Source organism: Corallococcus caeni, assembly GCF_036245865.1.
Taxonomy (GTDB): Bacteria; Myxococcota; Myxococcia; order Myxococcales; family Myxococcaceae; genus Corallococcus; species Corallococcus caeni.
On sequence record NZ_BTTW01000002.1, the window covers coordinates 954,635 to 970,061 of the forward strand.

At 71.6% G+C, this 15,427-nt stretch carries 8 protein-coding genes; 1 reads left to right on the forward strand and 7 read right to left on the reverse strand.

What is annotated here, in order from left to right; all coding sequences use genetic code 11:
- Positions 1–26 precede the first annotated feature (26 nt).
- The 5 genes from AABA78_RS12050 to AABA78_RS12070 form a co-directional block, all read right to left on the reverse strand.
- The gene (locus tag AABA78_RS12050) at positions 27–2,018 is read right to left on the reverse strand and encodes a hypothetical protein (protein ID WP_338263113.1); all 1,992 of its coding nucleotides are present in this window, start codon (positions 2,016–2,018) and stop codon (positions 27–29) included.
- A 21-nt stretch (positions 2,019–2,039) separates the two neighbouring features.
- Entirely contained in the window at positions 2,040–3,344 is a 1,305-nt protein-coding gene (locus tag AABA78_RS12055) for a hypothetical protein (protein ID WP_338263115.1), read from the reverse strand.
- A gap of 37 nt (positions 3,345–3,381) precedes the next feature.
- Positions 3,382–4,452, reverse strand: coding sequence for a hypothetical protein (locus AABA78_RS12060; RefSeq protein WP_338263116.1), 1,071 nt, complete (start codon positions 4,450–4,452; stop codon positions 3,382–3,384).
- Positions 4,453–4,590: 138 nt separating this feature from the next.
- A complete protein-coding gene (locus AABA78_RS12065; RefSeq protein WP_338263117.1) occupies positions 4,591–5,775 on the reverse strand; it encodes a serine/threonine-protein kinase in 1,185 nt (394 codons plus the stop codon).
- Between the two features lie 155 nt (positions 5,776–5,930).
- Positions 5,931–7,241, reverse strand: coding sequence for a hypothetical protein (locus AABA78_RS12070; RefSeq protein ID WP_338263118.1), 1,311 nt, complete (start codon positions 7,239–7,241; stop codon positions 5,931–5,933).
- 134 nt (positions 7,242–7,375) lie between these two features.
- Between AABA78_RS12070 and AABA78_RS12075 the strand changes: the two genes are divergently transcribed.
- A complete protein-coding gene (locus AABA78_RS12075; protein ID WP_338263119.1) occupies positions 7,376–8,422 on the forward strand; it encodes a hypothetical protein in 1,047 nt (348 codons plus the stop codon).
- Positions 8,423–8,460: 38 nt separating this feature from the next.
- Here the strand turns inward: AABA78_RS12075 and AABA78_RS12080 are convergent, their stop codons facing one another.
- Together AABA78_RS12080 and AABA78_RS12085 are read right to left on the reverse strand one after the other, a co-directional pair.
- Positions 8,461–13,203, reverse strand: a complete 4,743-nt coding sequence (locus tag AABA78_RS12080; RefSeq protein WP_338263120.1) for a translocation/assembly module TamB domain-containing protein — start codon at positions 13,201–13,203, stop codon at positions 8,461–8,463.
- Positions 13,200–15,371 carry an autotransporter assembly complex protein TamA gene (locus tag AABA78_RS12085; protein ID WP_338263121.1) on the reverse strand — a complete coding sequence of 724 codons (2,172 nt, stop codon included), beginning with the start codon at positions 15,369–15,371 and terminating at the stop codon, positions 13,200–13,202. Before AABA78_RS12085 ends, AABA78_RS12080 begins: the two co-directional genes overlap by 4 nt.
- Between the last annotated feature and the right edge of the window lie 56 nt (positions 15,372–15,427).

Below are 15,427 nucleotides of genomic sequence, written 5' to 3' on the forward strand. Positions count from 1 at the left end.
AGGGTTTCAGGCCTTCGCGTGGGTGCTCACGGCTTGCGCGGATGGCGGACGTGGCGGCGCGTGTGGCCTCCCGCCTTGGAGTACCCGTTGACCGGCGTGGGCGGGCCATCCGCGCCGCGGCGCTCCTTGCCGGCGATGATGTGCTCCACGGCCTTGAGCTGCTCGGAGAACGCCTGCTTCAGCTGCCGGCCCAGCTCCTGCGCCTGGTCGTCCAACTGCTGCTTCACGTCCGTCATGATGCGCGCCCGGCTCTGCTCGATGCGCGAGGCCACGTCGTCCAGGCTGGCCCCGGTGCCTGGCGCCGCGGAGGGCGACGCTTCCGGGGGCTCCACGGGCCTGGCTTCCCGTGGGTACTCCGTGGCCTCCGGGTTGATGATGCGCGGCTCCAGGTCCTTCTCGATGCGGTCCAGCGAGACGCGCATCGGCGGCGGCACCGTGAACGGCTCGCCGGTGTTGCAGTGCGCGCCCTGCGGGAAGCCGTACTTGTGGTTGCGGTCGTCTTCAATCTCCTCCGCCTGGCCCGGCGCCTCCTGGGTCAGGGTCTTCGCCAGCTCCAGCGAGTCCTCCTCCAGGCCGCACTGCTCGCGGAGGAACGCGGGGTTCACGTTGAAGACGTCCACGTTCTCATCCAGTTGCTCCAGCATCTCCGAGTGGAAGTCCACGCGGTTGCCGCCCGGCACGACGGCTTCGTCGTAGTCCAGCAGGAACAGGTCGATGATCCGGTCGATGTGGTAGAGCTTGCGGTCCAGCCGGGCCAGCTCCTTCCAGAACTCCACCGACGTGGACGGGTCCATCAAGAGGTCCTCGATGGCCTCCTGGACGTCATTGCGCTCGCGGAACTTGTCGTTGAGCTCCTGCTCCTTGCCCGTCAGGTCCCGGAAGGTCAGCGGGGTGGGGAGCACCAGGTTGAGCAGCCGCGCGCCGGCGTTGGGCCGGTCGAACGCGTCGATGAAGAGCGTGAGCGCTTCGGTGAAGGCGGCCAGGGGCGCGGAGGCTCCCTGGACCTTCGCGTTCAACGCGACGCCCCGCGCGCCGGAGTTGGAGAAGCGGGTGTCGGAGGTGTCCAGCAGCGTGCCGGCCACGTCCCGCAGGCGCCGCAGCTGGATGAGCTCCACGGGCACCGCGGACGCGATGCCGCGCAGGTCATCCGACTGCCGGGGCGCGTTGTTCAGGAGCACGTCCAGCAGCCGCGACATGGCGTCCGGCCGGACGATGGCGCGCAGGTCGGATTGCCCCCGCGCGCGGAGCTGCTCCAGCAGCTTGCCGTAGGACGCCTGGCCGTCACCCCAGTCGTCGTAGCCCTCCTGGAGGGTCGTGGCGGTCAGCTGCTCCAGGGAGTTGATGAGCGCTTCGCGCCGCTGGCGCAGGTCCTGGAGCGCGACCTGGAACACCGTGCCGCCCTTGTCGAAGCCCGCGCGGAAGAGGGCCTCTCCGGCGAGGATGCGCAGCAGCGTGGCGTTGCCGTCGATGGACGCCGCGAGCCGGCCGAACTCCTGGCTTACCCCGGGGTTGATCATTCCCACCAGCCGCGCCACGCGCGCGCAGTCCCCCAGCTTGCGCACGGAATAGAAGGCCCGGTCGCGCGACACGGGGTCTACCGCCAGGTTCGCCGCGGCTTCGCCCTCGTCCACCTCCGCGAGGATGGAGTCGCGCCAGCCGCACACCGGCTCCTTGAAGTCGCGGTTGGAGGCCAGGTTCACCGCGATGTCCAGGTCGTCCGCCAGCGCCTTGCGCTCCTGGCGGAACCGCCGCTGGCCCGGCGAGTCCAGCGTGCCGGTCATCAGGGCCATGGCCGGTTCGGGCGTGGCCTGGACGCGGATGGGCTGGCCGCTGCTCTCATCGTCCAGGCGCGCGGCCGTGGTCGGGTAGAGCTTGCGCAGCGCGTACACTACCGCCTTGGGGTCACGCGCGTCGGACACCCCCAGCTGACGGCGCAGGAACTCGTCGAACTTCGACTTCGCGCTCGAGGTCAGCGCCATGGATGCCGCGGGGCTCTTGCCCTTCATGTTCTCGTACATCGTCCCTCCCTTGAGGTCCTGTCATGCGGCCAGGGTGACGCCCACGGCTGGCATCCGCGCGCTCCGCGAGCCAAGCCTCACCAGATGATTGAGCACCGTCCGAGAGATGCGCTCGGGCGGGGCCAGCCTCCGTTCGAGCGCCTCGCGGCTGGCGCTCACCACGTAGCGCGGCGGCAGTCCCGGCGGGATGTGCCCCCGCGCCAGGGACTCCGCGGCCCGTTCGATGCGCTCCTGATCCGACGGCCAGAAGGGCACCACGTCCACCAGCGCGCGCTGCGCCAGGCCCCGCCGGGGCTGGAAGGCAATCTCATCCACCACGTGGGGGATGAGCCTGGGCGCCGTGGCCAGCAGCATCCGCGGGATGCGGGCGAAGGGCAGCCGCGAGCGGTAAAGCCGGTTCCAGTTGCCGCACACCTCATGGGCCTGACGCTGGAAGCCCATGCGCCGGAGCATCTCCGCCTGGATGAACACCCGCAGGAACGGCGTGGGGTGCGCGCTGAGCGGGTGGAACGTCAGCACCCGCGACGGCGGGTACGCGAGGAAGTCCTTCATCGAGTGCACCGACGCGGGGCCCCCGAGCAGGCACGCCATGAGGTCCGCGAAGATCTCCTTGTGCCAGCGGCCCCACAGGCGCGTGAGCCACGGGTTGCCCGTGGCGTGCAGCACCCGCCGCTGGAGGGCGACTTCCGTCTCCTGCCAGATGCCCAGGTCCGCCTGCAGGTTGTGGCCGATTTCATGGAGGATGACCCCCATGCCCCACGGCGCCTCCACGCGCTCGTAGGGCACGCGGATGAGCGGGAAGGGGTTGCGCTCCCCGAGCAGCCGGCGGAGCAGCACGCCGCGCCGGAAGGTGGCCGGGGAGAAGCCGTGCTCCAGGTAGGTGAGCGGCTTGAGCATGGGGCCTTGCAGCAGCCCCGGCGCGGCCTTCCTCACGGCCTGGAAGCAGTCCACCGCGATGGCGTCGCAGGCCGCCAGGGCCGGCGCGAACCGCGTGCCGCGCTGGCTGAAGACGTCGAAGAAGAGGCCGTAGGCGCGGCGGGCGCGGTCGATTTCGCGCTCCAGCAGCGCGTTGCGCTCCAGCACCTCATGGGGCTTGAGCGGCGCGCCGTGGAGCCGGCCGTTCAGCCGCTCCAGGGCGCGGCGCACGTCGCGGTCAATCTCCATGAGCCGCGCGTTCGCCGCGGCGAAGTGCGCGGTGGAGGGGGCATAGGGGACGTCCCGGGGCCGGATGCCCACGTCCTGCGGAGTGAGGCGCGACAGCCGCCCCGCCCGGAACGTGATGCTCTGGACCTTGGCCCGCAGGAACCGCTGAAGCGCGTCCGCCATTGCCCGCCTCCCCCTCTTTCCGCTCACGCCACCTGGCTCACCGCACGACGATGCGCACCGGCCCCCGGAGCGTGACGGTCCGCAACCGGCGAAGGCCGGGGCCTCCCATCATGGGGTTCAGCCGGCCGCGCTGACCGGGCCGGCGCAGGCCCGCGCGCGCCCGCAGTTGCCGCACGCCCGCGAGCGGCCGGGCCAGGCGGCGCACCACTTGGGGGCTGGAGACGACGCGCCCGCCGATGCGGCGGAGCATCCGCGGCACGGCCTGGGGGCTCGCGCCCTGCTGGCGCACCAGCCGGGTCACCTGACGCACCACGCGCGTCACCGCCGGCAGGGCCCTCGGGCCGTAGCGCTGGCTGATGCGCGAGGCGAGCTGCGTCGTCATCTGCCCCACCGCCCGTCCCAGCGCCCGGGCCTGCTGGGGGTTCTGCCGGCGGCGCGCGGGGGACATCGTGTTGCGCACCACGTGCCGCGCCGCGAGCCCGCCCAGCACGCGGTTGAAGGCGTCCAGGTCCTCTTCACCGGCGTAGTCCCCGGCGGCGTCCGCGAAGGCGTCCATGGCGTCCGCGCGCAGCAGCCCGCCGAGGGTGCGGCCAACCTCCTGGCCCGCGATGCCGCCCAGCCGGGGCGCGGCCTGGCGGATGAGCCGCATGGCGATGGGCATGGCCCGCCGGCGGATGCGCTGGAAGGTGGGCCCGGCCACGGAGGCCAGCCGGCGCGCGCCAGCCCTCAGGCGGCGGAGGAACTCCTCCTCGTCCTGGGCGTCCATCGCGTCGGCGAAGGTGTCCTCCAGGGCGGTGGGGCTTTCCGCCTCGAAGCCCTCGGCCTCGAAGCCCTCCTCCATGCCCTCGGCCTCGAAGCCTTCGGCCTCGAAGCCCTCCTCCATGCCCTCGGCCTCGAAGCCCTCGCCCTCGAAGCCTTCTTCCATGCCCTCGGCCTCGAAGCCCTCGCCCTCGAAGCCCTCCTCCATGCCCTCGGCCTCGAAGCCCTCGCCCTCGAAGCCCTCGGCCTCGAAGCCTTCGTCCTCGAAGCCCTCCTCGCCCTCTGCCAGCAGGTCGGACATCTCATCGCCCTGGCTCGAAAACTCCTCCTCGAAAGGCTGCGGTTGCATGGGTACTCCTCCTTGTCCTGAAGACTTCATGAGTGGATGGGCCCGGGCGCGGCGGACGCTCGGCGACGGAGGCGTCGTGAGCGGGGAGGTCCGGGCATGGCGAACGCGCGCTGTCGGCGACGCCGGGAAGGGCCGGGCCTAGGCGCGGCGGGCGGCCGCGATGCTGACGGCGGCGACGGGGATGCGGCGCAGCACCTGCCGCCGCGCATGCACCCGCTGCGCCGCCACGCGCGGCGGGATGACGCCCAACGTGGGCATCCGCGCCGCGCGCGTGAGCACCCGGCGGCCCGCGCCCTGCACGACCCGGGGCAGGGCCCCGATGGCGCCGCCCGGGCCGCGCAGGCGCAGGTTCCCCGCCGCCAGCCGGGCGATGAGGCGCATCAGCCGCAGCCGCCGGCCCGGGGTGCCCGGCACCTGCAGGGCGAGCCGCATCAGGTGCTGCTCCAGGCCGCGCGTGCGCGAGCGCAGGACGCCCTGGGCGGCGGCCCCGAGCGCGTGGCTCACGGGCACCGCCTGCCGGCTCACCACCCGCGCCGCGAGCCCCGCGCCCAGCGGCAGGGCGACGGCGGGCGGCACCTGCCGCGCATCCGCCATGTCCGCGAGCGCATCCAGCGACGCGTCGTCGTCCGCGCCGTCGCCGCGCAGGAGGGAGGAGGCGATGCGCCCGCCCACGCCGGGGACCAGGCCCCCCACCGCGCCCGCGAGCGCGCCGCGCAGCCCCTGTCCCCGCAGCAGCCCCTGCGCCGCGCCAATGCCCGCCGCGACGACCCGCCCCCACGGCCCCGCGAGCCCCGCCACGCGCTGGACCACCGGCAGCGCGCGCGCGAGCAGCGGCCCCGCGCGGCGCAGCGCCGCGCCCCCGAGCTTGCCCACCCGCCGCACGCCCCGGGCGACGCCGCGCGCGGCGCTGCGCACGCGCCGGGCGATGCCGCCGAGGAACGCCTCCGCGTCATCCGCGTCCATGGACTCCAGGACGAAGGGGTTGAGCGCCCGCGCCAGCGTCACCGCGGCGGGACCGGACACGAGGCGGTTGCTGGGCGCCGGAACGTACAGACCGCTGGCCAGGTCCTGCTCGAACCCGTCGAAGCCGTCCTCCTCCAGGAAGGCGTCCTCCGCCTCGGCCTCGGCGAACAGCTCCTCGAAGCCGTCGTCCTCGAAGCCCTCGGCCCCGAAGGGGTCGTCCTCGAAGCCCTCGGCCTCGAAGGCCTCCAGGTCGCTGAACTCGTCCGCCAGCGCCTCCAACTCCTGGAGGGCATCCGCGCCCTCCCAGGGGTCCATGGCGTCGAGGGACTCCACATCGGACAGGAACTCAGCGCTGGTCATCGCTTCCCCCTCGCATCGCGAGACATCCACCCCTTCACGGGCCCCAAGTTGGAGAAGGCACGCGAGGAGTGGCAGTCACTCGTTTGAGCTAGTGCTGGCGGAAGGCGCGCACGCCAGCACCCGGGAAGCGACGACGCGGGACCTGCTTCAGCGGCTCAGGGCTTCACGCACGCGGCCTGGCCGCCCGCGTCCTTGTAGGCCTTCACGCGCTTCACCAGGTTGCCGCCATCCGTCTCCGGCGTGGTCTGCTCGTAGTTGCCCGCGCCGAAGAGCATGCCCACGCCGCCCGCGGCGGCCACTTCGCCCGGGTGGGTGAGGAAGTAGTCCACGCGGTTGTCGCGCCACTTCTGCTTGCTGTTGGGCAGGGCCATGTTGCCCACCGGCAGCTGCCACCAGATGTGCGGCTTGTTCAGCCGCGTGGACACGGCCTTCGCCCAGGTGAAGGCCTGGTGGAAGTGCGGCAGCTTGCGGTTCTCCGGATCCCACCAGACCGCGTTGCCCGTCGTCTCCTGGTACCAGCCCGCGTCGCGGTCGGACGCCTCCACCGTGACGAAGTCCGTGTCGCCCGCGCCCACGGACAGCAGGAAGTCCGCGACCTTGTTCGCCTCGCCCGCCACGTCGAACGACGCGTCCGTGTTGCCGGACACGTCCGTCTTCGTCGCCCACGCGCTCGCGTGCAGGCCCACCTTCGCGTTGGGCGCGTACTTGCGCACCATGGCGATCATGCACCTGCCCAGGCCCGCGGCGTTGTTCTCCTGGGTGCCGCAGTCCGTGGAGTTCGCCGCCTTCACCGCCACCGGCGTGGACTGCGCCCTGCCGTCGGACGGGAAGAACTGGAGATAGGCCCACATGTCCGGCTCGATCTGCAGCAGCACCTTCTCCTGGCCCACCTGCTTCAGCAGGAACCGCCAGTCCGCCAGGTACCGCCCCAGGAACGCGGCGTCGTTGAGCGCCTTCAGCTGCTCCTCGCCCTCGGTGTAGCCGCTGGCCTGGAACGCCTCGTAGTAGGTGATGAAGGGGAGCTGCCCGTTCGCCTGCGCGGACTTGATGAAGCCGCGCACGTAGTCGCCGGGCGGCTGCTGGACATCCTGCCAGCAGCCCCACCAGTTGCAGCCGCCGTTGGCGCACGACGTGCCGACGGACGTGCACCCGGACGTGCACGACTGGCACGCGTCCTTCGAGTCGAACACGCCCGCCGCGATGTAGAGGTAGCGCACGTCGAAGGGCGCCGCCTTCGCGGTGTCATCCTCCATCTGCGCGCCCACCATCACCGTGCTCTTGCCCAGCGTGCCCAGGAACTTCGCGCCCAGGCACTCCGAGCCGTCACCCGGCGTCACCCCGGGCCCATCCGTGCCCGGTCCGGGCTCCTCACCCGGCGAACTCGAATCCGAACAGCCCGCCACGGCCAGCAGGCCCGCGGCGAGGAACGGCCAACACTTCCGACGAAACAGGGCAGGGGTCCGCATGATGTCCAAAACTCTACTCCGGCCCTGTCCCCGCATGCCTCTCTCTCCTGAGAGGTTGTTCTCGCATTCCAAGGAAGTCTTGAGTCACGCTCGCCCCACCGGCGAACAGCCGGCCTTCCCCCGAGGTGTGCGTGATGAAGCTCCGATGGTGTGTGCTGCTGGTCCCCGCGCTGCTGGCGGCCGGCTGTGGTCCCTTGGATGAAACCCCCGAGCCCGTCATCGACGAGCTGACCGGGCAGGTGCTCCAGGAGGCGACGACGAAGTACGACATGCACCGCCTGCTGGAGGACTCGGACGTCACGGGCGGCACGGGCATCACACCGGCGCAGGTGCAGGCCTTCCTGCAGCAGCAGGGCTCGTACCTGGCGGGGTACACGGACCCGGCCTACGGCAAGACGGCGGCGACGCTCATCGTGGAGCGCTCGCGCGCGTCCAACATCAGCCCGCTGTACATGCTGGCGCGCATCCAGGGCGAGTCCAGCCTCATCCAGAGCGGCACGTCCACGAACCTGAGCAAGGCCACGGGCTGTGGCTGTCCGGACGGCAGCGGCTGTGACGCGCAATACGTGGGCTTCGGCAAGCAGGTGGAGTGCGCGGCGAAGAAGATGCGCGGCTACCTCACGGACCTGGAGGCGGGCCGCGCCACCATCTCCGGCTGGAAGACGGGGGTGACGAAGTCCACGTCCGACCCGTGCTCGGTGAAGCCGGTGAACAACGCCACCGCGGCGCTCTACACGTACACGCCCTGGGTGGGCGCGTACGCCATCCAGTGCGGCCGCACCACGGTGGGCGGCTCGTCGCTGATGGCGTCCATCTACAACCGCTACAAGACGGCGTACCCGTGGACGCTCACCACCACGGAGGGGTGCTACTCCGGCACGGTGGACGCCACGGTGCCGGAAGGCTCGTGCGTGCAGAGCTCGTCGGACGCGCTGTGGCGCCAGTGCTCGCAGGGCGTCTTCATTGGCGGCACCACGACGAAGCCGTCCAACTGCAACGTGTCCTTCCCGTACTGCGTCTCCACGCGCCTGGGCCGCGGCGTGCCCACGCGCACCTGCGTGCAGGCGAGCAGCACCCTCTGGCAGCAGTGCGGCGCGGAAGGGGTGTGGCGGGACGCGCCGGGCGCGGACACCACGGGCGTGGGGCCCGTGGGCACCTGCTACGCCACGTACGCGCTGTAGCCGTCACGCCGCCGCCCGGACATGGCGCGTCCGGGCGGTCAGTATTCCTTCGTCCAGATGAGGTCCAGGCCGCCGGAGCGCGCGTCGCCGTACATGCCCTCCAGGCTCCAGCGCGGGCTGAAGAGGTACTGGAAGCGCACGGCGTTGGCGTTCTCCCCCTTCTGGAGGTTGGCGCCCACGCGGCCGGTGTAGCCGACGTAGATTTTGTCCGTCACGTACGTGCCCACCTCCAGCTTGGTGCCGGCGATGCCGCCTTCACCCGCCTCGATGGAGAGCACGTCCAGGGGCAGCTTCGCGGCGATGGCCTTGCGCGCCTCGTTGGCGACGAATGAGCCCACCACGGAGGCGGCCTGCGCGCCCGCGTTCATGGACGCGCCGGAGCCGCGCTCCAGCGTGCGGCGGCCGGTGGCGAGCAGCGTGTAGATTTCCGACTCCGGCAGGGCCGGGTCGCTCGTGGTCTTCAGCGTCACCTCCTTGCCCTGCCCGCGCACGGTGACGAAGACGGTGACGTTCGCGTTGTCGTTGCGGTGTTCGGCGGTGACGTTGATGTACGGCGTCATCACCGGGCCGGTGAAGCGCACCTGGCTGTCGCGCTGCACGTCGAAGCGGCGGCCCAGCACGTCCACGCGGCCCAGCAGCACCATCACCTCGCCGAACATGCGCGCCTCGTTGGCGTACTCGACGCGGAAGCCCTCGGACAGGCCCAGCTGGACGTTGAGGTCCGTGCCGCGCACCCAGAGGTTGCGGGGCGCGTTGATGTTCACCCAGAACTGGCGCTGCGGCGCCTCCTCCTCCTCGCCGTCCTCCGCCAGGGCCTCCGCCTCCGCCTGTGACGTGGGCCCGCCCGCGTCCCCGCTGCCTCCCACGGTGGGCTGCGGGTTGCCGGGCATGCCGGGCGAGTCCGGGGCGTTGCGCGGGTTCTGCGCCTTCTGCGACGTGGCCACCTGCGTGGGCGCCTTCTCCTTCTTCTTGCGCTTGTCCACGGGCACGCCGTTGCGGACCATCACCACGTCCACGGGGCGCTCCAGCGGCTGCAGGTCCTTGCGCTTGGCCTCCGGCAACTCGACGTGCGCCTCCGGGATGGACAGGTCGCTGATGTTCACCAGCCGTTCGCTGAGGCTGCCCTTCATGGACAGGTTCAGCGTGAGCAGGGCCATCAGCTGGTCCTCCACTACGATGGGCAGGTTCTTGGTGTGGCCCTTGCCCTCCATCACGAACTCGCCGCTCTTACCCTGGCGGTTCGCGGTGGCCGTCAGCTCCAGCGAACCGTTGCCGGACTTCGCGGTGAGCTGCTTGAGCTCGATGCGCTGCTGCGACGCGTTCAGCGCGAGCTGGATGTCGTGGTACTCGCCGTAGCCCATCAGCCCCAGCTTGCCGTCCTTCCACGCCAGGGTGCCCTTGAAGGTGGGCGCGCCCACGGTGCCGCCCAGGTTCGCGTCCGCCTGCATGAGCCCGCCCAGCGAGCGCACGTACGGGGAGATGCCGGAGAGGAACGTCGGGTCGAAGCGGCGCGCGCGCAGCGACACCTCCACCGGCGCCCGGTCCACCTTCTTCGCCGGCCCCTGCGCGGCCTGGAACGCGGGCAGCGACAGGTCCAGCCCCAGCGTGCCGCCCAAGAGCAGCGACCCGCCGCCGGGCGCGGTGAGCATCGCGTCGAAGAGGGACTTCGCCTCCGAGTAGGAGTAGTGCAGCCGCGCCTGCCCCAGCGCCGTCTGCGCGACGCCCAGGCCCTGCAGGCCCGCGTTCAGCTCCAGCTCCGGGGCCTCCGGCGTGCCGCGCGCGATCAGCTCCATGGCCAGCACGCCCTGCGGCCCGCGGTTGCCCTGCCCGGGCTGCCGCACCGCCATGCCGGGAAGCTCGCTCAAGGGCACGGGCCCCACGCGCCCCTTCATGCGGAAGGGCACGCGGCTGACCACCTCCCGGTCCTGGAGCGCGGCCAGCGGCGCCAGCACGCGCGCCTCCAGCGTGGCCAGCGGCCCGTCGGGGCGCTGCACGTCCAGCGTCAGCTTCACGTCCTTGTCGCCCGCCAGCGCCAGCGCGGTGCCGTTGAGGGGCGGCAGGCCGTTGGCGGTGACGCCCTTCGCCTGCAGCTCCACGCGGCCCAGCGGCGCGAGCGCGGAGCCGTTCACGTCCGCCTTCAGCGTCACCGTGCCGTCCGGCTTGTCCACGCCTTCCGCGCCCTGGAGCAGCTTCAGCGGCAGCTCCGCAATCAGCGCCTCCAGGTGCAGCGGCGCCTCCAGCGCCTGCGCGGGCGTGGGCGGCTTCGCGATGACGCCGCCCAGCGTGAAGGGCGTCTTCAGCGCGACGTAGGCCCGCGGCGCGATGCCCTTCACGTCCAGCCGTGCGCCCAGCGTGGCGTCGTTCGCGTCGGAGTTCGCGTGCAGCTCGAAGCCCAGCGCCTGTGCGAAGAGGGCCTCCGGCCGGCCGGGGTAGCGCAGGTCCGCGCCCACCACCTTCAGGTCCAGGCGCGGGTCCTTCGCGGAGCCGTTCACCACCAGCGTGCCGGTAATCTGTCCCGTGGGGCCGGGCGGCTGGGCCGCGAGCTTCAGCGTCTCCGCGACGTCCAGCTTCTCCAGGTTCACCGTCAGGGAGAGGGGCTCGTTGCGGCGGCGGAGCACGCCCTGCACGGGCACGTCGAACCTGGAGGACACGCGCGCCGCGTTCAGCTCCGCGCCCAGCGTGCCGGTGGCGCGGTCCTTCACGTATTGCGCCTTCACCTGGAGCCCCAGGCCCTCGTAGCCCCGCGCCTTGCCGTCCACCAGGGTGAGGTCCACGTCCGCGTCCGGCCGGGCCATGCGCCCCTTCGCCGCGACGTGGCCGGACAGCGTGCCGCCCAGGCCCAGGTCCTGCGGCACCGCGATGCGCGGCAGCTTGGACAGGTCAAAGGCGCCCAGGTCGATGCGCGCGTCCACGCGCTCGCCGTCCTTCAGCGCGGCGATCTTCAGCGTCTGCGGCCCCGACGCGAGCGCCAGCGGCGGCTCCAGCGCGATGCGCCCGCCCCCGAACGCCAGGTGCGTGGGCTGCTGGAGCGTCCAGGTGGCCTCCGGCCAGGACAGCGAGAAGGCGCGCATGGCCAGCCCCTCGTTGTCCGCGTCCACCGTGCCCTCCACGCCCAGCGCGAGCTGCGCGTCGCCGTCCACGCGCACGCTCGCCTTCAGCTCGCGGTTCGCGTCGGTGGTGAGCGCCAGGGACAGGTCGCGGAAGGTCCTGCCCGCGGTCTTCAGCTGGCTCACCAGCACGGTGGCGTCGGTGGTGAGCGGCCGGGTGACGTCCGGCACGCTCGCCTTGAGCGTCAGGTCCGTGATGGCGATGTCGCCGTAGTTCAGCGCGACGAAGTTGCCGTCCGCCTTCACCCCCGGCGAGCGCGGCGGCCCCTGCACCAGCAGCTCCAGCGAACCGCTGCCGGACATGGGCGGCACGGTGCCGCCGGGCAAGAGCTTGTTGAGCGCCTGGGACAGCAGCTTCAGGTTGCCCGCGGACAGGCTGCCGCGCGCCTCCAGCGCCTTCGTGGTGCCTTCGCCGGACGCGATGAACGCCGCGCCCGGCATCATCACGCGCAGGTTGGCCACGTTGTAGCGGCCGTCCTTCGCGCTGGCCTTCAGCTCGATGGGGCCCACCGACTGGCCCCGGTACTCCGACGGGGACACCGTGAGGGCCACGTCGCCGTCCAGCGTGTCCACGCTGTCGCCGCCGCCGTGCGCGACGAGGTCCGCGGCGATGTTGGTGGGGATGCCCCCCTCCATCAGCTCCGCCAGGTTGACCCCGCGCGCCTTCACGGTGGTCTCCGTGGTGCGGTACGTCTTGAGGTTCACGTCGCCCGTCAGGTCCAGCGTGGCCTTGCCCGCGGCCGCGCCCAGCTTCGCCTTCGCGAGGTCGCCGTCCATGGACGCGGTGCCCTTCGCTTCAATGGGCACCACCAGCGGGTACGCGGGCACGAAGGCCTTCACGGGCTCGGGCGGCACCCGCAGGCGGCGCAGCTCCACGGCCGCGGCCGTCTCACCGGACTGCTTCGCGCCCAGGTCCGCCTCGATGCCCGCCAGCGCCAGCTGCGCGTCCACCTGGCGCACCACGTCCTTGCCCTGGCCCTTGAGCACCAGGCGCACCGGGCCCGTGAGCGGACGGGTGAGGCCGCCCGTGGCCTGGAGGTCCGCGGCGAAGTCCATGTCCGCCAGGCCGTAGTGGCCTTCACCCTTCGCGCCGAGCTCCTCCAGGCGCACCTGGCGCTCACCGCCGTCCGGCAGCTCCTGCTGGAAGTCCACGTAGCCGTGGCTGAGCTCGAAGTCCTTGAGGTCGATGCGCAGCGCGCTCTGGCTCTGGGTGGGCGGCTCCTCCGGCTTGGGCTCCTTGGGCTCCAGCGCGCGCATCAGGTTGAGGCCGCGCTCGTCCTGCACCAGGTACAGGCGGGGCGTGTCGATGCGCACCTTCGTCAGGTCCACCTGCTGGCCCAGGAGCGGCGCCAGGTGGAGCCGCGCCTCCACGCGGGCGATCTCCGCCGCCAGGTCGCCTTCGGGCGTGTAGAGCTTGATGCCGGTGAGGACCGCGCCGTTGAAGTCCAGGTCGAACCCGCCCAGCTCCAGCCGGCCGGCGAGCTGCTTGTTCGCCAGGTCGACGCCGAAGCGGGCGATGCGGGCGGAGCCGCCCGGACTGGTGGCGTACACGAGCGCGCCCACCACCAGCAGGACGATGAGCCCCAGCAAGCCAAGCAGGCCCCACAGGATCCGCCGTCCCCAGCGCTTGCGCCGGTGGGGCGGGGCGGGGGCGGGGGTCGTGGGGTCGCTCAAAACGCCTCTCCGATGGAGATATGGACCGCGCAGAGCCCTTCCGGGGCACCCGCGTACGCTGCATCCGCGGACGTCGAGGCCTTGTCGAACTTGCGTCCGAAGCCCAGGCATCCACCAGAGGACGGATAGATGTATCCGGGATCGCTGACGGGCAATCCCCGCCCGATGTTCAAGCGCCTCGCGATGTCCAGTCGGATGGGGCCCACCACCGTGAGGTAGCGCAGCCCGGCGCCCACGGCGTGGTAGTGCTCGGGACCGAACAGCTTGGGGGCGTTCTTGCCAAACAGCGCCTCCGTGCCCACGAGGCCGGAGTCGTAGAAGACCGCCACCATCAGGGCGTCCGTCAGCATGTAGCGCAGCTCCACGGAGGTCTCGAAGAGGCTGTTGCCGCCCACGGGCACCGTGTCCCACGAGTCCAGGATGGGGTTGCCGTTCGCGTCCAACAGGACGTTGCCGTCGTCGTCCTTCTTGTAGGTGGGAGCGAGCGGCGTCATGGGGGACAGCCGCTGGCCGTTGAAGCCGCGCATCGCGGTGGCGCCGCCGGAGAAGAAGCGGGTGACGATGGAGCTCTGGCCGCCGCCCGCCGGGTCCAGCGTGCCCATGCGCAGCTTCACCGCCATCGTCAGCTCCTTCTTCTCCCCGATGGAGTGGTAGTAGCGCAGGTCCGGCAGCAGCCGGACGTAGTCGTAGTTGCCGAAGAAGGGACCGCCGCCCTTCTGCACGGACAGGGCCGCGTAGTAGCCGTCGCGCGGCTCGGTGCGGTCGTCGCGCCGGTCCCACGCGAACGCGACCTCCAGGAAGCTCAGCGCCACGTCGCACTTTCCGGACGGGTCGTTGCAGCCCAGGATGATGGGCGGGACGGTTTCGTCCGCGGTCACCTGCCCCTTCAGCCGGTAGAGCTGCAGGTTGTACGAGGGGAACACGGAGAAGGACGGGTGGGGCGTCCAGATGACGCCCGTCTTGAGGTAGCCGCCGTAGAACGAGTACGCCTGCTGCAAGCCCTTCTCCGCGGTGACGGAGGCCTGCAGGGCCACGTCGCGGAAGAGGAAGCGCGGCTGCTCGAACTCCGTGGTGAGGGTGAAGACCGGGCCGGACTGCGAGCCCTCGTCGTTGCGGAGGCTCGCCAGCACGTTGGGGATGAACGCGTAGCCCAGGCGCCCGCGCAGCGTGAGCCTTCGCAGGCCGCCGCGGAAGTTGCGGTTGGTCCACTCGCCCAGGATGCGGCCTTCCTGCCGCGCGGCGTCGATGCCGATACCGCCGCCCAGCTTGATGGAGTGGAAGGGCGACTCGCGCACGTCCACCACCACCGGCACGGTGGCGTTCTGCCGGTCCGGCGCGCCCCGGTTCACCTTCACCGCGCCGAAGACGCCCATGCGGAAGACGCGCGCCTGGGCCTCCGCCAGCGCCGCTTCACTGAAGTACGCGCCCTTGGTCACGGCGCCCTGCGCCTGCTCGATGATGCGGCGGGGCGGCACCTGCGGGTTCGCGTCCGTGGCGATGAAGATGTTGCCGAAGCGGTAGCGCAGGCCCGGGGCGATCTGCAGGTCCACCACGGCCTTCTGCGTGGCCACGTCCACGCGCACCTCGCCGCCGACCTCGGCTTCCGCGTACCCCAGGTCCTTGAGCCGCTGGAGCACCAGCTCCTTGGTGGCGACCCACGTGTCCTCGCGGAACACGTCGCCGGCCTTCACCGGCAGCTCCTCCAGGATGCGCTCGCGCTCGCGCTGCGACGGCTGGCCCTCGCCCTGGCTCAGCGCCTCCAGGCCGTGCGTTTCGACGCGGTCGATGAGGGTGGGCGCGCCCTCGTTGACCACCACCTTGAGGCGCACGGCCTTGTCGCCGTCGGGGATGACCTCGTTGGACTCCACCTGCGCCTGGTAGAAGCCCTCCGCCTGGTAGAAGCGCTCGATGCGGCGCAGGTCCGCCTGCCACGCGTTGGTGTCGAAGTAGTGCGCCTTGCCGAAGGGCCAGAACGCGTACCAGGGGGTGGAGGACGTGAGGATGCGGTCCTTGATGTCCCCCTCGTCCACCTGCTTCGTCCCCTCGATGTCCAGGGACTTCACCTTCGGCCCGGTGGGCTGATTGGAGGTGGTGGCGCACGCCGTCAACAGCACGGCCAGCGCGAGGGGCACGGCGGAGCGGAATCGAAGGAGTCGGACGTCGGCCACGCCATGTTTCTTACCGGAAGGCCAGCCCCTGACGCGTTTCGCAATGTTTCTTTGTG

What these genes read in the sequence shown, in the direction of transcription:
- AABA78_RS12060 (WP_338263116.1), bottom strand. Translation starts at nt 4,452, where the DNA reads ATGCAACCGCAGCCTTTCGAGGAGGAGTTTTCGAGCCAGGGCGATGAG.
- AABA78_RS12065 (WP_338263117.1), bottom strand. Translation starts at nt 5,775, where the DNA reads ATGACCAGCGCTGAGTTCCTGTCCGATGTGGAGTCCCTCGACGCCATG.
- AABA78_RS12050 (WP_338263113.1), bottom strand. Translation starts at nt 2,018, where the DNA reads ATGTACGAGAACATGAAGGGCAAGAGCCCCGCGGCATCCATGGCGCTG.
- AABA78_RS12055 (WP_338263115.1), bottom strand. Translation starts at nt 3,344, where the DNA reads ATGGCGGACGCGCTTCAGCGGTTCCTGCGGGCCAAGGTCCAGAGCATC.
- AABA78_RS12075 (WP_338263119.1), top strand. Translation starts at nt 7,376, where the DNA reads ATGAAGCTCCGATGGTGTGTGCTGCTGGTCCCCGCGCTGCTGGCGGCC.
- AABA78_RS12070 (WP_338263118.1), bottom strand. Translation starts at nt 7,241, where the DNA reads ATGCGGACCCCTGCCCTGTTTCGTCGGAAGTGTTGGCCGTTCCTCGCC.